Here is an 18,868-nt window from a genome sequence, read left to right as displayed (position 1 = left end):
TATGAAAAAAAGAGTGTTAATGCTTCTTCCGGGAATAGTTCTTTTTATCAATTCTGCCGTATGCGTGTACGGCGAGACGGGAAACGACGGACAGGAGACGGTTACAACAGGCACGCAGACGGGAGCTTTGGAAGAACAAAAAGATGTTGATGCGGATATAAAAGATGATATCGACAAGCTGATTCCTGATGATATAGAAGAGATAACCATTAAGAGCGCGGAAGACTTTGTAGAATTTTCTGAGAAATGCAAGTTGGATACATGGTCGGTAAATAAGAAAGTTATCCTGGCAAAAGATATTTCGCTTTCAAATATTTCTTTTTCCGGAGTGCCGACGTTTGGCGGAGAATTCGACGGCTGTGGGCATGAGATAACAGACTTTTCGATAAAGAATGATATGTCATATGTGGCTCTTTTTTCCAATGTCCAAAAGACCGGTATCATTAAGAATCTTGTCGTTAAAGGCACTGTGGTTCCTACGGGAAAACAGATCGCAGTGGCCGGGATTGTTGCGGATAATCACGGCCTTTTGAGTGAGCTAGAATTTGAGGGTATCGTATCGGGCGGTGATTATGTTGCCGGAATTGCGGGAAAGAACGAACTTACGGGAAATATAAAGGATTGCAATTCCAAAGGATATATCAAAGGCGTCCATTTTACAGGTGGAATAGCCGGCGAGAATATGGGAAATATATCCGGATGTGTCAATGAGAGTGCGGTAAATACGACAAATGTGGATTCGCAGATCACCATAGACAGCATGAATACGCTTAATAAGGTCATTAACATGCTAAAGAAGGACGGGAAGGAAAGCGACGAAGCAAATGCCGACATAACTTCGGTGGATATAGGCGGAGTTGCCGGAACTTCCATAGGTATAATATCCAGCTGCATTAATAAAGGGCAGGTCGGATACAAACATGTCGGATACAATGTCGGCGGAATAGTGGGAAGGCAGTCGGGATATGTATCAGGGTGCACCAATAACGGAGTTGTTCGCGGACGAAAAGATGTCGGAGGAATTGTCGGACAGGCTGAGCCGTATATTACGGTTGACCTTAGCAGGGATGTTGCTTATCAGCTGAATACTGCCATAAGCGAGCTTCATAACAGAGTTTCCGCAACGCTTAAGGATGTCAAATATCAGTCGGGAACCATAACAAACAGATTGAATGTGATACAGCAGTATACGGCAGGCGCTATCGAAGATGTCAGGTTTATTTCAAATGAAACTGCGGATTTTGCAAACGGAGTGTCGGGATCGACATCTGAGGCTTTTTCGAGAGTTCAGTATATTCTTGAAGAATCCGCCAAAGACGACGGCCTTCTTGATAACGCGGATGATGCGGTAGAGCATACTTCCGATGCGGCCAGGAGCCTAAAAGAAACCGTGGGCGATCTTAAGATCGAGCAGTACATGAGTGACAGCGACAGAGAAAAATATGAAAGAGCAAGAGATACATTGGAAAGTCTTTCAAGTCAGTATGCTGTTTTGAGTAAAGATGCCAACAGGGCGTATTTCAATTACTTTATTGATACAAACAAAGGAAGTGCATCATATCCTGAGACGGCAGACCTTACGTACAGTGCAGGCTTTGGAACGGATGTAGCAACAGATACCGAACTTGTAAGATCTTATAATGTCTCAGGAGAATGGAAACATTCGACTGACGGCCGGATTTTCCCTGATGTGGATGTGGAAGATGACAAAAAATTAAGTTCTGATGCTGCCTCTTATGCGCAGCTTCAGGCAGATCTCTATGCAAAAAGCAATTATCAGAGTCCGATTGACGATAGCATCGGAAGTTTCTATTACGATAGAGATCTTGCGGATTCAACGGAGGAAATAAGGAGTCAGACAACATATTATCTTCCGTTCATGGCCGATGCAGCCAGAGGAGATGCGCTTGATGCCATGAATTCCCTGGAAAAGGCATCGGATAATCTTGAATCGGCGGGAGATGAAGCCAAAGGAATAGTGAGAAATGTTGCGGGACGCGGCGCAATCTCTTTTCCACAATTCAGTTCGGAATACAAGGCACATACAGTATCGCTTTCCGATAATATGCAGGGAATGAATGATAACTTCGGGCTTCTTAACAATGAGATGAACAGTGCCACGGGAGTTATCGTTGACGATCTTCAGTCGATAGCGGATCAGTTCAATGTGATAATGAATCTGTATGCGGATGCCATTGACGGTGTTCTTGAAAAAGACTATTCGAATACATTTGAGGATGTCTCTTTGGAGGAAGCGCTTATCTGTACGGATGCGACAATCGACAGATGCATTAACTACGGCGCAACTTACGGAGATATCGATACTTCGGGAATTGCCGGAACAATGGCAATTGAGTATGACTTTGATGCGGAGAGTGACATAACGGGAATCAAAGATGCCAAGCTTAACACCTCTTTTATCTCGAAATGTGTTCTCAGAGACAATAGGAACTATAATACCGCAGAAGGTGAAAAGAGCTACATCGGAGGAATCTGTGGGCTTCAGGAGATGGGAACCGTCATTAACTGCGCAAACTACGGAAATATGAAATCCAATTCCGGAGAGTATGTCGGCGGGATTTGCGGAAGTTCGCTGTCTTACATTGTAAGTTCAAGTTCAAAGGGAATACTTGACGGTATGTCCTATGTTGGTGGTATAGCGGGTGATGGAACCAATATCAGAGATTGCAGGACTTTGGTTGATATAAAGGATGCAGACAGTAGGTATGGTGCGATCGCAGGGCATGTAAGCGACGACGGAGAAGTGAGAGGCAATTATTTTGTAAGTGATACACTTGCGGGAATTGACAGGGTCAGCTATTCGTTAAAGGCAGAGCCCGTTCCGCATGACAGCAAGGAACTTCCCGCTGATTTTGAGAATCTTACGGTCACATTCGAGCTTGAAGATGAAGAATCGGATGACGGAAATGTAATTATCAAAAAAGGAAACAGAAGATACGGTGAAAAATCGGATAGCCAAAAGTATCCCGTTATTGAACCAAAGGACGGCTATTATGTGGCATGGGATAAAGCATCCTCGGATTTCGTAACTACGGATGAGATCGTTACCGCCAAATATTGCAGGTACAGAACGACTATCTCTGAAGAGGTAAAAGAGAAGGATGAGGGCGGAATTTATCAAAGCGAGATTCTTGTTGACGGAAAATTTAAGGATGAAGATAAACTTATTGTTGAAAGAGAAGATTCTTTTGATGTTGAAAAATTCACCTCGGCAAAAGACTATGATGCCGATACTTTAAAGAATTATACGACGATAAAAGTAACCGTTCCCGACGATGGTCAGTCTGTTCATACGGTGAGATATAAGCCCGTGGCCAAGATAAAGGAAGCACTTGGTAGTTTTGAGGTTTATCTTGTAAACGGAGATGAGGAACAGCTCCTTACAAAGACAGGCGAAATGGGAGAGTACAGCACGTATGATGTTGAAGGCAATGAGTTTACGCTGAAAGTCAGATTCCCCAAGGCGGGACTTGCGGTCTCTAAGTACAAGTACATGGTGATCGGCGCGATCATAATCGGACTCATATTTATCGCATTGCTTGTCATTGCTGCCATATGCGGAAGCAAGAAGGTTCCGAAGATATTCAGGCGCATTGCCCGAAAACTTTCCAAGAGAATTGAAGGAAAAGAACAGATTTTCTACGACGACAGCGACGAAGATAAAAAGTAATATCTTATGCCTGACCGCTATATATGCAGGCAGTTGTAAAAATATGCAAATAGTTGTATTTTTATTCTGAAATATGTAGTTAGCTGTATCGGAGAAATATGACATTTGAACCTTTATCGGTAGCACTTGATGAGAATGGGATCAAGGGCTTTATCAAGCGCTATCATTTTAAAACAAGTGAAAAAAAAGATATTGTTATGCTTTACAGGCAGCTTCACCCAAGAGTACATGCAAGTTTTCATCATGTGATCGAGGGCGATACCGTCTATGTTGTCGTGACTTTGGGTGATGCCTTTGACAGTTTTCAGGACAGCTTTTTGCAAAAAGGTGAGATCCAGAAGGCGTTTATAATAGACTGCCTCGGAACTGAAATGCTGTCACTTGCTTATGAAGAAGTTGACAAGAAGATATTTGAAAAGACAGGGCTCTATGTCGGAAGCTATGTCTTTGCGGGAAGCGATAAGATGCCGCTTGAAGAACTTGCGGTTGTTATGGCTAAGCTGGGGCAGAAGATTGTAAAATGCAATGAGTCTTTTGTCCTTGTTCCGAAAAAGAGCGTTGTTTTTTCAGCAAAACTTCATGAAAAGAGAACCGAGAAACATTCTGATTGCGCAAACTGCAGCGCGGTGAGTTGTCCTATGAGAAAAGAGCCTCAGAAGAAAAGCAGTACTTCCAAGTCGGGTTCAAAACGTAAAAAAGGTCTTATACATCTTTATACCGGCGAGGGAAAAGGAAAAACTACCGCTGCAATAGGGCTTGCCGTAAGGGCAGCAGGCGCGGGCAGGAAGGTTATCTTTTCACAATTCATGAAAGGAAGACAGACTTCGGAGCTAAGCAGCCTTTCGCTTATTCCGGGAATTACGATAGTCAGAAGCGATAAGGAACTTGGTTGGCTTCGACGTGATGATGACGAACAGTGTGAGGCTTTTCGCATCGTTCACAATGAGATCCTTGATAAGATTATTGAGCTGATTCAGGCGGGAGAATGCGACGTACTTATAATGGATGAGATCACATATCCTTACAACTATGGTGTTATCGACAAGAAGAAACTCGAAGATCTTATAGACAATAAGCCGTCCGGACTTGAAATAGTTATGACGGGAAGAAATGCGGACGAGCTTCTTGCAGACAGAGCAGACTACATAACATATATGGAGAAGATACGACATCCGTATGACAGGGGAATAGAGGCAAGAGAAGGCATAGAGTTTTGATTAAATACTCCATGCCTTCTTGAATCAAATTCTCACGAAATTCGCAGCCGGTGCGGATTTCTGTAATTTCATTTAAAATATCATACATTGGTAGATTCTCTGTAAATAAGATCGGTTTCCGTATATGTGATACGATAGTTCAGATCAGGCTGTTCTATTCGTGAAATAACCAGATTGGCTGCAGAATAGCCGATTATCTGACTGTGAATATGGCTTGTTGAAAGAGACGGAGTCATTATCTTTGATTCCGGCGAATCATCAAAGCCAAACAACTTTATATCTTTGGGGCATTCTATGCCTATCTTACTAAGTCCATACAAAAGATCCAATGCAACAAAGTCATTTGCACAAATAAACATTTCGGGTAGTTCTTTCATTTTTTTAAGAGCTTTAAATAAGTAGTCCTTGTACTCAAGACCGTGAGGATGAACCTCAGAAAGGCAGTATTTATCTTCAAATGTAAGATTGTTGATGTACATGGCTTCTCTAAATGCCATAAAACGCTCATAGAAAGAGCGGCAGTGTGTTACCTGTCCGACAAAACCTATTTTTGTTATACCTTTTTTGCTCATGTCGTTTACGACGCGGTATATATCGGAAAAATTATCCATCAGCAGAATGTCGGCATTAAGTGGTCGCCAGTAACTTGCGACCGGGGCGTCTATCATAAGAACGGGAAGGCCGAGATTACAGAGCATTTCGCAGTACTGCTGATCGAACATTTCTATACAAACAATAGCTTTTGTGTTTTCGGGCCTGAATGTAAGAGGAAGGCTTAAGTCCGCAAAGTTGTTTGCATCGACTCTGTGTATGGTGAGACTGTATCCGATAACGGAAATCTCGTGCTGAAACTTGTCGAGCATGGTTGATGCAAAATGCGAATTATTAAGAAAAATTCCGGTGAAAAGAGCTATTTCACCCGAAACTTTGGCCTTTGTAAAAGAAGGATTTTTTATATCCGCAACAGAATTGGCATATGAGAACTGCTTGTATCCCATTTCCAGCGCTTTTTCAAGAACTTTCTGCCTTGTGGATTCAGCCAGTACACCTGTATTGTTTATTGCTTTGGACACCGTATTTCTGGATAATCCCAGAGCATCGGCTATATCTTGAATAGTAACTTTTGTTGACATATTTTTTCTCCGTTGGTCAAAAAATATTGTGCATATTATTTTACATTTGCACACTATGCAGATAAATTATATGATGCAATGCGGGAAGTGTCAAATGTAAATCAAAATTGTTCAAATGTAAAAATTAATATGTTGACATATAAGTTTACATGTGATAATTTTTACATATACAAAATGAATGTTACAAATGTAAAAGTAATGGAGGAACTAATATGAATGCTAAAACGAAGGATAATACGCTGCATAACACACTCGTATATATCAGGCAGCACTGGCAGTTGTATGTATTCTTTTTAGGACCTGCACTTATACTCACCATTATTTTCAAATATATTCCTATGGGAGGAATCCTGATTGCGTTTCAGAAGTACAACCCGTTTAAAGGAATACTTGGAAGTGAGTGGGTTGGACTTAAATATTTTCAACAGTTTTTGTCTTCACCTGACTTTATGCAGTATCTGGTGAATACGTTAAAACTTAGTGTATACGGACTGTTGTGGGGATTCCCGATGCCTATCATTTTGGCACTTCTTCTCAACAGAATAACAAGCAGCAAGATAAAACAGAAGATTCAGCTGGTCCTGTACATGCCCAACTTCATTTCAGTAATCGTTCTTTGCGGTATGGTAAGGATTTTGCTTTCGGTAACAGGACCTTTCAACATGTTCTTGGGAACAAACATAAACTTCCTTACCATCCCTGCAGCATTCAGACCAATTTATATCATAAGCGGTATCTGGCAGGGAGCAGGATGGGCATCCATCATGTACACGGCGGCGCTTTCAAATGCAAGTGCAGAGTTAAAAGAGGCGGCGCAGATTGACGGAGCGAATATCTGGCAGCAGATCAAAGCGGTTGAATGGCCTGCCATAAAGGATATGGTAGTTATCCAGTTTATACTTCAGGCCGGAAACATCATGAGTATCGGATTTGAAAAAGCATATGCTCTTCAGTCGGATATGAATCTCGCCTCATCGGAGATCATTGCAACTTATGTTTATAAGAAAGGTCTTTTGAATGGCGATTACAGTTATTCAACGGCGGTAGGTCTTTTCAATACGATCATAAACGTAATACTTTTGATAGCAGTCAATAAGGTTGTTGAAAAGCTCAATGACGGTCAGGGATTATAAGGAGAAAGAAAGATGGAAAAAACACTTACAGTTAAGAAAAGTGAATTTGCAAGAGCTTCCGTGGGAGATAAAATCTTTCTTCTGATCGGATATATACTTTTGGGATTGTTTGTAGCAGCGATAATCGGACCGATAGTGTACATTATCATAGCTTCATTTATGGATCCCATAACACTTCAGAACAAGGGAATTGTCTTTGATATCGGCAAGTGGACAACTACGGCATATGAGAGAGTAATGTCCAATTCCCAGATATGGATCGGATTTGGCAATGCAGTTCTTTACTCGGTCTTATTCAGCGGAATATCGGTATTTATAACGCTACTTTGTGCATATCCGATGTCCAGAGATGATTTTAAAGGGAAAAAGATATTCAACACAATTTTTATCATAACTATGTTTTTTGGCGGCGGTCTTATCCCCACATACCTTCTTATCAGTAACATGGGACTTTTGGACAGCATGTGGGCGGTAATACTTCCGAACGCTTTCAGCGTATGGAACATGATAATTGCCAGAACTTATTACAAGGGAGTTCCAAACGAACTTAGAGAGGCTGCAGATGTTGACGGAGCGAACGAGCTTGTGTTTTTCTTCAGGATACTGCTTCCGGTGTGCACACCACTTATTGCGGTTTTGGTGCTTTGGCAGTTTGTCGGAATGTGGAACAGTTATTTTGACGCAATGATCTATCTTAATTCGGCTGAAAAACAACCGCTTCAGTTGGTGCTCAGGGCTATCCTCATACAGAACGAGCCCGATCCCGGAATGATCGCAGATATGCAGAGTACCGCACAGAGGGCGCAGCTGGCTGAACTTTTAAAATATGCAACGATAATAATTTCAAGTCTTCCGTTAATAGTGATGTATCCATTCTTCCAGAAATACTTTGATTCCGGAATTATGATCGGATCTGTAAAGGGATGAGAAGAATTGCAGTGGTTTTTTCAAGGATAGCTTAAATGTACTTTGGAGGGTAAAAAAGAGCATAACATCCTTGTGAAGGCATAAAGTATTAATAGTAAGGAGAGGGCTAATGAGAAAGGAAAAAACTAAGTTTATGGCGGCAGCGCTTGCTTTGACAGTATCTGCAGGCGCACTTATGGGATGCGGCAAAGCATCTTCGGGAAGTGATATTGCATCTGTTTCAACAGATAATCTGAGCTTTCCGCTTCAGGAAAAGGTTACGATCACCGGAACGATAAGTTATCCGTCCGGTACGGAATCGGAACCAAACAATAGGACAATCTTCAAGAGACTTGAGGAAGAAACAAACGTGCATGTTGATTGGACAGCTATTTCAAGCGATCAGTGGGGGGACAAAATCCAGCTGAATATGGCAAACAAGAATGCTCTTACTGATTTTGTGTTCAATGCAAGTTTTGGAAACTCAGATCTTATCAGATATGCTGACCAGGGGGTTATCATTTCTTTAGAAGATTATATCGACAATAACATGCCTAATCTAAAAGGCGTGTTCGATAAGTATCCGGAGTACCGCACGATGTGTACCGACTCGGAGGGACATATCTGGGCACTTCCATGGATAGAGCAGCTTGGTTCCAATAAGACTGCTATCCAGACAGTTGGAAACAACTTTACTTATATCAACAAGAAGTGGTTGGATTTCCTCGGACTTTCAACTCCTACAACAGTTGATGAATTCGAGCAGGTTTTGAAAGCATTTAAGGATCACGCTTCAGAGCTTCAGGCTGAGTTTGGTATTGAAGGTGACATCATTCCTATGTCATGCATAATGAACGATCAGGATCCCAGTCTTCTTATCAACGGATTTGGAGAGGGATACGGAGATAACGATATCGGACAGCATATTGCTGTGACAAATGACAAGAAGGTTATCTGCACAGCAACACAGGAAGGATTTAAGTCAGGCTTCCGGTGGCTCCACAAGCTTTACGAAGAAGGACTTATCGATCCTGAGTGCTTTACACAGGACTGGTCTACATATGTAGCAAAGGGTAAGTCTCACAGATATGGCGTTTGCTTCACATGGGACGTTGCAAATATTGATAATCTTCAGGACTTTGTTCCTCTTGCAGCGCTTCAGGCAGACACAAAAAATGTTACTCCTCTTAACAGCTCTTTTACTTCCGGATTTGATCGCGGAAGATGCGTTGTAACTGCAAAGTGCGAGAATCCTGCACTTGTATGCGCATGGCTCGATAAGATGTACGATCCGTTCCAGTCACCTCAGAATAACTGGGGAACATACGGAGAGGATGATGAGTTTGATATCTTTGAGTTGTCAACAAATGATCAGGGTGAAAAGATGCTTAAGCATGCGGCACTTGGCGATGCTTCTCCTGTAGAAGTACGTGAAGCAGAGTGTGTAGGCGGACCTCTTGCAATCCTTGATGAGTATTACGGCAAATATGTTACATGTCCTGATGATGCTCAGTATCGTCTTGACTGGATCAAGGAGTATTACACCAATGATATGCACAATGAGTATGTATATCCCAATGTATTCATGACAGCGGAAGATACAGAAAAGCTTACATCTATTCAGCAGGATCTTATTACATATATAAATTCAAGCAGAAGTAAGTTTGTAATGGATGGCCTCAGCGATGCTGATTGGGAGGCTTATCTTAATCAGGTTAATGCATACGGAATCGATGAATATCTTGCAATTTATCAGAAGTATTTTGACGAGTTTTACAAGTAATCGGAAGGTTAATGTTTATTGGAGATGGGGAGGAGATGATCCTCCCCATTTAAAAAAGATGAAAAGAATAACAATTTGTTTGCTACTTATATCGTTAATGATGATACAAGGATGTGCCGGTAAAAAAATGAATGAATGTTTATTCCCAAGGGCTGAAGACAGTTACGTCGGAGATGTCATGGCACTTTCAACGGAAAAAGGTGTATACCTCAATTATCTTTATGAAACGGATAATAACGGAGTGGGGTATCATCCGATACATCAGTTCTACACCCGTAATTTTGTAAGCTTTGAAGACAAGGGACAGGTACTTGCATATTCAGAGGAAATGGAAGCACCGGATCTTGCTGTGGGAACAGGATCATTTATTATTGATGATGCCGGAACATATCATTGTTTTTATACAGGACATAATGATTATTATGAGGAATACGGGCTCGACAAAGAGTGCCTGATGCATGCCACAAGTAAAGACAATAAGACTTATACCAAGGATACTGAAAATATTATACATGCTCCTGAAGGATACAGTACGGAAGATTTTCGCGATCCGCAGGTGCTGCGAACAGATGACGGCTATATGATGCTTGTGGGAGCGAGAAAAGAAAACGGGAATGAGAGCGCGATAATATGCTATCGTTCCGATGATCTTAAAAACTGGAAATTTGAAGGAGACTTATATACAAATAAAGAGTTATATTTTATGGAATGCCCGGATTTGTTTAAGCTGGGAGATCATTATTATCTGACGTTCAGTTGGAATAACGTTGTATATTACAGAATGTCAGACAGTATCAACGGACCGTGGGAGACACCAAAGATAGATACATTTGACGGAAACGGTTTTTATGCGGCAAAGACCTGTGAATATAAAGGAAAAAGATATCTTATAGGTTTTTTGGATAGAAAGAAAAGAGAAAGTGACAGGCTTCCTTATACCTGGGCGGGAAATCTCCTTGTATATGAACTTAAGGAACTGGAAGATGGAACGCTTGGCGTAGCGATGCCTGAAGAATATATAAATTATTTTGACAAACAGATTTTTGAAGCAGAAAGTGTAAAAGACGAATCGGAACTTGGAAATGTTCCGGAAAGCTGCCGGCTTACATTTGAGCTTGAGATGGAAAACGAAGGCAAGGCGGAGATTGTATTTAACAATGCAGAAAAGAATGAAGAATACAGAATAACTATAGACAATGGCGAAGATAAGATTACCTATGATGCTTATCCCAATGAACAAAGTATGAGCCTTAAGGTGGGAGTTAAGTATCAAGTTGATGTAGTTGTGGAAAAAGATATAACAGTGGTTTATGTTAACGGCGAAAAAGCATTGTCAAATCGCATTTATTCGGCGGTGGGCGCGGATTGGAAAGTGCGCCTTCAGGGAGCAAGCATAGACAATTTAAAGATATATGGTAGGAAAGGAATACTATGAACGATAAGTTATTAAAAGCAAGAGAATATGAGTGCAAAAAGGAAAAGACAATCGCGGAGGGATTTCGTCCTCTTTTCCATCTTACTCCAAGATGCGGATGGATGAACGATCCGAACGGATTTAGCATATATAAGGGTAAATATCATCTTTTTTATCAATATAATCCTTATGAGACTGTTTGGGGACCTATGCACTGGGGACATGTAGAGAGTGAAGACCTTATCGATTGGAAGTATCTTCCTGCCGCTATGGCACCGGAAACAGATTATGATAAGGACGGATGTTTTTCGGGAAGTGCGATTGAAACAGAGGATGGGAAACATCTGATACTATATACCGGTGTTCTCAGGAAACAGGATGAGAATGGCAACTTCTATGATGTCCAGACTCAGTGCGTTGCTGTAGGAGACGGAAGAGACTATGAGAAATATGAGATGAATCCGGTAATCACGGGCGATAAGCTTCCGGAGGGAGCAGGGAAAATAGATTTCAGAGATCCGAAGATCTGGAAAGAAAACGGAAAATATTATCTTGTTGTAGGAAACAAGACGGTAGACGGCGACGGTCAGCTTTTGCAGTATTCAAGTGATGACGGTTTTAACTGGAATTATGATAAAATACTTATAAAGAACAACAGAAGATTTGGAGTTATGTGGGAATGCCCCGATTACTTTGCGCTTGACGGAAAGCGTGTACTTCTCACAAGTCCGCAGGACATGCTTCCCGAGGGGCTTGAATTTCATAACGGTAACGGCACATTATGCATAATCGGAAGTGTCAACGATGAAGGAGATTTCTGCGAGGAGAATTGTCAGGCGGTAGATTACGGAATAGATTTTTATGCGCCTCAGACTATCAGGACCAAAGACGGAAGACAGGTTATGATAGGCTGGCTCCAGAACTGGGATGCTTTGGCAATAAAACGTGAAGATTTTCCGTGGTTTGGACAGATGAGCCTTCCCAGGGAAATATCGATAAAGAACGGAAGGCTGATTCAAAAGCCTATTCGCGAAATAAAGAATTACTACGGTAAAAGAGTAAGCAGACAAAATGTCATCGTTACCGATGATTGCGTGCTTTCAAGCGTAGAAGGCAGATGCATTGACATGACGGTTAATGTAAGACCGACAGGTTCGGATCTTTCATACGGAAAATTTGAGATACGCTTTGCAGATAACGGTAAAGAATATTCAAGCATAGAATTTGATCCTGTTGAATCTGTTGTGAAGATCGACCGCAAGCATTCGGGAAACAGAAGGGCAATCGTGCACCAGAGAAGGTGCAAAGTGGCTGATAATAACGGAGAGATTACACTGCGTGTGATACTTGACAGATACAGCATGGAATTGTTCATTAATGACGGAGAACAGGTAATGTCAATGGGCATCTTTACAGATATTAAGGCTGAAGGAATCAGCTTTAGAGCAAGTGGCGAACTGTCAATGGACGTTGTGATGAATGAATTGGAGAAGAAAAAATGAGTGAATTTAATGTTGTAGCACTTGGCGAGTTACTGATCGATTTTACAAATAATGGGGTGAGTGGACAGGGAAATCCCATGTTTGAGGCTAATCCCGGAGGAGCTCCGTGTAATGTCTTATCAATGCTCCAAAATCTCGGCAATAAAACGGCATTTATAGGAAAGGTCGGCAACGATTTTTTCGGAAGAATGCTGAAAGAGAGAATCGAGGCACAGGGAATAGACTCCGTAGGATTGGTGGCGGATGACGCGGTGCATACAACATTGGCATTTGTTAATAAGCTTCCGAACGGAGACAGAGATTTTTCTTTTTACAGAAATCCGGGGGCGGATATGATGCTGACTGCAGATGATGTTAATAAGAGCAGAGCTGTTATCGAGAATGCGGAAGTTTTCCATTTCGGAACTTTATCCATGACAGGTGAACCTGCAAAAGAGGCAACAAAGCTTGCTGTGGATATTGCAAAGAAGAAAGGTATTCTTATTTCTTTCGATCCAAACTACAGGGAACCTTTGTGGAAATCTGTGGAAGAAGCACTTGAGGCTATGAGATACGGATTTGAGAAATGTGATATTCTGAAGATTTCCGATAATGAGGTGGAACTGTTCACGGGCATGACGGATATCGAGGCGGGAGCCAAGAAAATACAAAAAGAATTTGATATTCCCATCGTATTTGCAACGCTCGGCGCAGAAGGAAGCATGGCACTTTACAAAGATATAGTTGTAAAGAAAGCGGGCTTTAAGAATCCCGATACGATAGAGACGACCGGTGCGGGCGATACTTTCGGCGCATGCGCGATCGACTACATCCGCAGGAACGGTCTTACAGAATTATCAGAGGAGAAGCTTACGGAGTGCCTGACATTCGCCAACGCAGCGGCATCCATCATCACAACAAGAAGAGGCGCTCTGGCAGTCATGCCGACTCTTGATGAAGTTAAAGATTTTTTGAAAAAAGTTATATAAAAGGTATTATGAAACTTCCCACACTTTGGCTTGTTATGGCTGAGGTGTGGGAAGTTTCATAGTATGAGTGTTGACAATTTTATAATTCGTGTTATAGTTGTAGTAGAACAAATAGAATTATGTATAATGCAGTAGGAGGAGATTATGAATATCCAGAAGTTTACACAAAAGTCCATAGAGGCTGTGAGCGGATGTGAGAAGATTGCTGTCGAATACGGCAATCAGGAGATAGAACAGGAACATCTTCTCTATGCTCTTATGACAATAGAAGATAGCCTTATTTCAAGGCTTGTGGAGAAGATGGGCGTTGATACGTCTTCTTTTGTCACAAGAATTGAACAGGGAATCGGCAAGAGAACCAAAGTTCAGGGCGGGCAGCCTTATATAGGAGCACAGCTTAACAAGGCTCTTTTGTCCGCAGAGGATGAAGCCAAGGCGCTCGGAGATTCTTATGTTTCTGTTGAGCATATTTTTCTGGCACTTTTAAAGCATCCAAACAAGGAGGTAAAAGAAATCTTTGCGCAGTTCGGAATCGACAGAAACAGATTTCTTCAGGTGCTTTCTGAGGTTAGGGGCAACAGAAATGTCACAACGGATAATCCGGAGGCAACTTATGATACGCTCAGCAAATACGGCACCGAGCTTGTCGAGAAGGCAAAGCAGCAAAAGCTCGATCCCGTTATAGGGCGTGATACCGAGATCCGAAACGTGATAAGGATTCTTTCCAGAAAGAGCAAGAACAATCCCGTTCTCATAGGTGAACCCGGTGTAGGTAAAACCGCGGTTGTTGAGGCACTTGCGCAGCGAATAGCAAGCGGCGATGTTCCATCTGCCCTTAAGGATAAAAAGATCTTTTCACTCGATATGGGGGCTCTTGTTGCAGGAGCCAAGTACAGAGGCGAGTTTGAGGAGAGGCTTAAGGCTGTCCTTGAGGATGTAAAAGGTTCTGATGGTGAGATAATTCTTTTCATCGATGAGCTTCATCTGATAGTTGGTGCGGGTAAGACTGACGGCGCAATGGATGCGGGCAACATGCTAAAGCCTATGCTTGCAAGAGGTGAGCTCCACTGCATCGGTGCGACGACGCTTAATGAGTACAGGCAATATATTGAGAAGGATGCGGCTCTTGAGAGACGTTTCCAGCCTGTCATGGTAGATGAGCCGACGGTTGAAGATACGATAAGTATTCTTCGTGGATTGAAAGAGAGATATGAAGTTTTTCACGGCGTAAAGATCATGGACAGTGCGCTTGTGAGTGCTGCGGTTCTTTCAAACAGATATATTTCGGATCGTTTCCTGCCCGACAAGGCAATCGATCTTGTGGATGAAGCATGTGCACTTATCAAGACCGAGATGGATTCAATGCCTGCAGAGCTTGATGAGCTCAATCGTAAGATTATGCAGATGCAGATCGAGGAAGCGGCTCTCAAGAAAGAGGACGATTCTTTGAGCGCGGAGAGACTTTCCAATCTGCAAAAAGAGCTTGCGAATCTCAAGGAAGACTTTGATACGAGAAAGGCTCAGTGGGAGAATGAAAAGCAGGCGGTTGATAGACTTGCCGCTATGCGTGAGCAGATAGATACGATCAATTCCGAGATTGCCATCGCACAGAGAAACGGCGATTATGAGAAAGCGGGAGAGCTTCAGTACGGTAAGCTTCCTGCACTTAAGAAGGAACTTGAAGAAGCGGAAGAGCTTGCGCATCAAAAAGAAGCTGATACAACGCTTGTTCACGAGAGAGTTTCAGATGAAGAGATCGCGGGAATCATCAGCAGATGGACCGGAATTCCTGTAAACAAGCTGACTGAGAGCGAGAGGAATAAGACACTCCATCTTGCGGATGAACTCCATCAGAGGGTTATCGGACAGGATGATGCGGTAACACTTGTTTCCGAAGCAATCATGAGATCCAAAGCTGGAATAAAGGATCCCGGAAAGCCTATCGGTTCGTTCCTTTTCCTCGGACCTACCGGCGTCGGTAAGACTGAGCTTGCAAAGAGCCTTGCTCAGGCACTTTTTGACGACGAGAACAACATGGTTCGTATTGATATGAGTGAGTACATGGAGAAGTACAGCGTGTCACGTCTTATCGGTGCACCTCCCGGATATGTCGGATACGAAGAGGGCGGTCAGCTTACGGAAGCTGTGAGAAGAAAGCCTTATGCGGTAGTTCTTTTTGACGAGATTGAAAAAGCACATCCCGATGTGTTCAATATACTGCTGCAGGTGCTTGATGACGGCCGTATCACCGATTCACAAGGAAGAACGGTAGACTTTAAGAATACAATTCTTATTATGACTTCAAATATCGGTGCACAGTATCTTCTTGACGGAATAGACGGCGCCGGAAACATAAGCGAAGAAGCACAAAAAGAGACGATGGAGGATTTAAGAAACCACTTCAGACCTGAGTTCCTCAACAGACTTGATGAGATTATCATGTTCAAGCCTCTTACCAAAGATAACATTGGCGGAATCATCAAACTTATCGTTGACGATCTCAACAGCAGACTTTCAGAGAGAGAAATCTCCATACGTCTGACCGATGCGGCGCAGAATTACATAATCGATGAGGCCTACGATCCGATCTACGGCGCAAGACCTCTTAAGAGATATGTACAAAAGCACGTTGAGACCTTGTCCGCAAAGCTCATTCTCGAAGACAGAGTTAAGCCTCACGACACCATAGAATTCGATGTCCAAGGCGGCGAACTTGTTGCTTCGGCGAAACACTGATGCAAGGAACCACAGTCCGGCTATAAGAGAAGTTTTCTTGCTATTGAATATGGCAACATATGTAAATGCTGCGAAAACTCCCCTTATAGCCGGACTGTGGTTTTTGATTTATCTATTTAATGATAGCGGCATAACCCAGATAGATTTTGCGGAAGATAGAAGGTTTATCTGTGGATTTCTGCAATTTCATTTAAGATGTCATGTAAATTGATTTCTTCCGGAATCATACTTATATCCGATTCCTTCGAGCTTGCCTATGATTTCGGCAAGCTCTTCATTATTAATTTCAAGATCGTCGCAGAGAGCATCGAGGCTTGAATAGTTGTCTCTCAGTTTCATATTCATATAACTTAATAGCATAACAGGATCTTTCGGTAACATAGTGAACCTCCCGGAGAATGTGCTTTCGCACTGTTAATAGTATTAATTACATGATACGATATTTGAGTTTGAAAACAAGATGCAACATGGCAAGGAGACGGAATATGTTTAGGAGAGAGAAACTAATATTGGCAGCAACGGTGTGTTTTTTGCTTACTGCCTGTGGAGAGGCTAAGGATGATGCAGAGAAGATTTTAGAAAAGACACAGGTAGGCAACGAATTATTTACTGATGAAAAAGAACAAGGTGATAGTAGTGTTTCAACTTCGATAGAGGGTGAGTCTGACGGTGAATCATCTTCTTTTTCAGATACTGCAATCAATAGTACGGCTTCCGACAGTGAGACAATAGCTTTATATGGAAAAGAAGGTTCTGCTGACGAGATGTATGATGCATACAAAAAAGCACTCAGAGACTTTGTGGCAAAAGGGAAATGGCTGTGTGAGGAAGAAGAGAATTATATGTATAATTATATGTATGATATAGATTCAGATTCAGATAGTTCTGTTGCAGATTTTAGTGTGTTTGATCTTGACGGAGATGGGTATGATGAATTGATTTTCAGATTTAATGCTAGCATTTCTGCCTCTAAGTATGAACAAGTTATTGGATATGATTTTACAAAACATGAATTATATGAAGTATATCGTGGATATTATGGGCTTGAATTTTATGAGAACGGTGCTATTGAAGACGGCCTGTCTCATGGTGCTCCGTATGGAGGTGTTTTTTTGCCTTATAATTTATATGTGTTTAACAAAAATACAGGCAAATATGACAGTGCCGGTTATGTTGAGGCATTATGGTCTGAAGCTTGGCCATCAGATGAAACAGCATTTCTCTCAAATGTGGATAAAGACGGAAATGGTTATGTCTATTTTATTGATTCTTATTATTCTAGTGATAATTTGAAATTTGCAGTAGATGATGATAAATATCAGGCGTGGCTTAAGTACTATACAAATGGAACTGAGAAATTGGATATTGATTATCATGATTTAACCGAGGAAGAGATATCAAAAATCGGGAAATAATGATAAATCGTCTACCTAAAAATTATGCATTCTTGAACATCAATAATGCATAATTCAGCACATTATGTTGAAAGTGCCTATTTTGTTGGTGTATAATTTAATGTGATATAAGAGCTTATTTTATTTGATTATATCTGATATATTAGCTTTCTCGGTTTGTGTACTTTAAGCATATAAGCGGGAAAATTAAGTGATTATTACTGAAAGCGAATGATATGCAAAAATCAATCGATATTCATTGTCATATAATGCCGGGTGTGGATGATGGCTCAAGGGATATTGAGACAAGTCTTAAGATGCTTAAGATTGCGGAGAAGAACGGAATAACCCATGTTATACTTACGCCGCATCATAAGCCCATGCACCATAATGTGAGCCCTTTGCATAACAGAAGTTATACGGAACAGCTCCGGCAGGAAGCATCCAAACTTGGAATAAATATCAACCTGTATCCCGGGAATGAAGTATATTACAGCGATGAGACTCAGGAAGAACTTGAAAACGGCAAGATAACTACACTTGCAGGTTCCGAGTATGTACTTGTGGAGTTTCATCCGACCAATACATTTAAAGCAATACATAACGCGGTGTACAGAATCCAGTCCGCCGGATATATGCCGATAATAGCGCATGTTGAACGTTACAGCGATGTAGTTTTGCATCCTTCTTATGTGGAAGAACTGCGTGATATGGGGTGCTATATTCAGGTCAATGCGTCGAGTATTATGGGCAAGTATGGCTTTGGAATAGGTCTTTTTACAAAAAAACTTCTCAAGAAGGGGCTTGTGCACTTCGTTGCGACCGATGCTCACGATACGGCAAAGAGAGCGCCTGATATTCTTGATTGCAGAAACTATGTGGACAGGAAATTTGGGGAGGACTATGGGAGAAAGATTTTTTACGATAATCCCATGAGCGTCATAAATAATGACGTTATCTGAGGGAATACGGATGAAATTGACGGTTCCTT

At 41.8% G+C, this 18,868-nt stretch carries 13 protein-coding genes; 11 read left to right on the top strand and 2 right to left on the bottom strand.

Annotation, left to right across the window (positions count from 1 at the left end; genetic code table 11):
* Window position 1 precedes the first annotated feature (1 nt).
* Together BLP87_RS08535 and BLP87_RS16330 are read left to right on the top strand one after the other, a co-directional pair.
* Window positions 2-3,691 carry a hypothetical protein gene (locus BLP87_RS08535; RefSeq protein ID WP_074462321.1) on the top strand — a complete coding sequence of 1,230 codons (3,690 nt, stop codon included), beginning with the start codon at window positions 2-4 and terminating at the stop codon, window positions 3,689-3,691.
* A 98-nt stretch (window positions 3,692-3,789) separates the two neighbouring features.
* Window positions 3,790-4,908 carry a cob(I)yrinic acid a,c-diamide adenosyltransferase gene (locus BLP87_RS16330; protein ID WP_242871833.1) on the top strand — a complete coding sequence of 373 codons (1,119 nt, stop codon included), beginning with the start codon at window positions 3,790-3,792 and terminating at the stop codon, window positions 4,906-4,908.
* Between the two features lie 80 nt (window positions 4,909-4,988).
* On the opposite strand, the gene BLP87_RS08525 is transcribed toward BLP87_RS16330, so the two are convergent.
* Window positions 4,989-6,041: a LacI family DNA-binding transcriptional regulator gene (locus BLP87_RS08525; RefSeq protein WP_074462320.1), complete on the bottom strand. Its 1,053-nt coding sequence runs from the start codon at window positions 6,039-6,041 to the stop codon at window positions 4,989-4,991.
* 212 nt (window positions 6,042-6,253) lie between these two features.
* On the opposite strand from BLP87_RS08525, the gene BLP87_RS08520 reads away from it, so the two are divergent.
* From BLP87_RS08520 to clpB, 7 genes are all read left to right on the top strand, one after another.
* Window positions 6,254-7,174, top strand: a complete 921-nt coding sequence (locus tag BLP87_RS08520; protein WP_026514944.1) for an ABC transporter permease — start codon at window positions 6,254-6,256, stop codon at window positions 7,172-7,174.
* Window positions 7,175-7,186: 12 nt separating this feature from the next.
* On the top strand, window positions 7,187-8,101 hold the full coding sequence (locus BLP87_RS08515) for a carbohydrate ABC transporter permease (RefSeq protein ID WP_074462319.1): 915 nt from the start codon (window positions 7,187-7,189) through the stop codon (window positions 8,099-8,101).
* Window positions 8,102-8,210: 109 nt separating this feature from the next.
* A complete protein-coding gene (locus tag BLP87_RS08510; RefSeq protein WP_026654170.1) occupies window positions 8,211-9,863 on the top strand; it encodes an ABC transporter substrate-binding protein in 1,653 nt (550 codons plus the stop codon).
* A gap of 127 nt (window positions 9,864-9,990) precedes the next feature.
* Entirely contained in the window at window positions 9,991-11,298 is a 1,308-nt protein-coding gene (locus BLP87_RS08505) for a family 43 glycosylhydrolase (protein WP_176756624.1), read from the top strand.
* Window positions 11,295-12,779: a glycoside hydrolase family 32 protein gene (locus BLP87_RS08500; RefSeq protein ID WP_074462317.1), complete on the top strand. Its 1,485-nt coding sequence runs from the start codon at window positions 11,295-11,297 to the stop codon at window positions 12,777-12,779. The genes BLP87_RS08505 and BLP87_RS08500 overlap by 4 nt, the downstream gene beginning before the upstream one ends.
* Complete coding sequence (locus BLP87_RS08495; RefSeq protein ID WP_074462316.1) at window positions 12,776-13,747, top strand: carbohydrate kinase family protein; 972 nt, start codon at window positions 12,776-12,778, stop codon at window positions 13,745-13,747. Before BLP87_RS08500 ends, BLP87_RS08495 begins: the two co-directional genes overlap by 4 nt.
* A gap of 144 nt (window positions 13,748-13,891) precedes the next feature.
* Window positions 13,892-16,483, top strand: coding sequence for an ATP-dependent chaperone ClpB (clpB, locus tag BLP87_RS08490; RefSeq protein WP_074462315.1), 2,592 nt, complete (start codon window positions 13,892-13,894; stop codon window positions 16,481-16,483).
* A gap of 198 nt (window positions 16,484-16,681) precedes the next feature.
* On the opposite strand, the gene BLP87_RS08485 is transcribed toward clpB, so the two are convergent.
* Entirely contained in the window at window positions 16,682-16,864 is a 183-nt protein-coding gene (locus BLP87_RS08485; protein ID WP_074462314.1) for a DUF4250 domain-containing protein, read from the bottom strand.
* Between the two features lie 104 nt (window positions 16,865-16,968).
* Between BLP87_RS08485 and BLP87_RS08480 the strand changes: the two genes are divergently transcribed.
* Both BLP87_RS08480 and BLP87_RS08475 read left to right on the top strand, forming a co-directional pair.
* Window positions 16,969-17,898, top strand: a complete 930-nt coding sequence (locus BLP87_RS08480) for a hypothetical protein (protein WP_074462313.1) — start codon at window positions 16,969-16,971, stop codon at window positions 17,896-17,898.
* Between the two features lie 215 nt (window positions 17,899-18,113).
* Window positions 18,114-18,839 (top strand): CpsB/CapC family capsule biosynthesis tyrosine phosphatase, encoded by a 726-nt coding sequence (locus tag BLP87_RS08475; protein WP_074462312.1) that lies wholly within the window; start codon window positions 18,114-18,116, stop codon window positions 18,837-18,839.
* Window positions 18,840-18,868 lie beyond the last annotated feature (29 nt).

The sequence above is a fragment of the Butyrivibrio hungatei genome (assembly GCF_900101605.1).
GTDB classification, from domain to species: Bacteria; Bacillota; Clostridia; order Lachnospirales; family Lachnospiraceae; genus Butyrivibrio; species Butyrivibrio hungatei_B.
Note: the sequence above shows the minus strand (reverse complement) of the source record. Positions and strands in the feature narration are given on the sequence as shown.

Bases quoted from the DNA above. Each gene is read 5' to 3' on its own strand.
- BLP87_RS08535 (WP_074462321.1), top strand. From the start codon at position 2: ATGAAAAAAAGAGTGTTAATGCTTCTTCCGGGAATAGTTCTTTTTATC.
- BLP87_RS16330 (WP_242871833.1), top strand. From the start codon at position 3,790: ATGACATTTGAACCTTTATCGGTAGCACTTGATGAGAATGGGATCAAG.
- BLP87_RS08525 (WP_074462320.1), bottom strand. From the start codon at position 6,041: ATGTCAACAAAAGTTACTATTCAAGATATAGCCGATGCTCTGGGATTA.
- BLP87_RS08520 (WP_026514944.1), top strand. From the start codon at position 6,254: ATGAATGCTAAAACGAAGGATAATACGCTGCATAACACACTCGTATAT.
- BLP87_RS08515 (WP_074462319.1), top strand. From the start codon at position 7,187: ATGGAAAAAACACTTACAGTTAAGAAAAGTGAATTTGCAAGAGCTTCC.
- BLP87_RS08510 (WP_026654170.1), top strand. From the start codon at position 8,211: ATGAGAAAGGAAAAAACTAAGTTTATGGCGGCAGCGCTTGCTTTGACA.
- BLP87_RS08505 (WP_176756624.1), top strand. From the start codon at position 9,991: ATGAATGAATGTTTATTCCCAAGGGCTGAAGACAGTTACGTCGGAGAT.
- BLP87_RS08500 (WP_074462317.1), top strand. From the start codon at position 11,295: ATGAACGATAAGTTATTAAAAGCAAGAGAATATGAGTGCAAAAAGGAA.
- BLP87_RS08495 (WP_074462316.1), top strand. From the start codon at position 12,776: ATGAGTGAATTTAATGTTGTAGCACTTGGCGAGTTACTGATCGATTTT.
- clpB (WP_074462315.1), top strand. From the start codon at position 13,892: ATGAATATCCAGAAGTTTACACAAAAGTCCATAGAGGCTGTGAGCGGA.
- BLP87_RS08485 (WP_074462314.1), bottom strand. From the start codon at position 16,864: ATGTTACCGAAAGATCCTGTTATGCTATTAAGTTATATGAATATGAAA.
- BLP87_RS08480 (WP_074462313.1), top strand. From the start codon at position 16,969: ATGTTTAGGAGAGAGAAACTAATATTGGCAGCAACGGTGTGTTTTTTG.
- BLP87_RS08475 (WP_074462312.1), top strand. From the start codon at position 18,114: ATGCAAAAATCAATCGATATTCATTGTCATATAATGCCGGGTGTGGAT.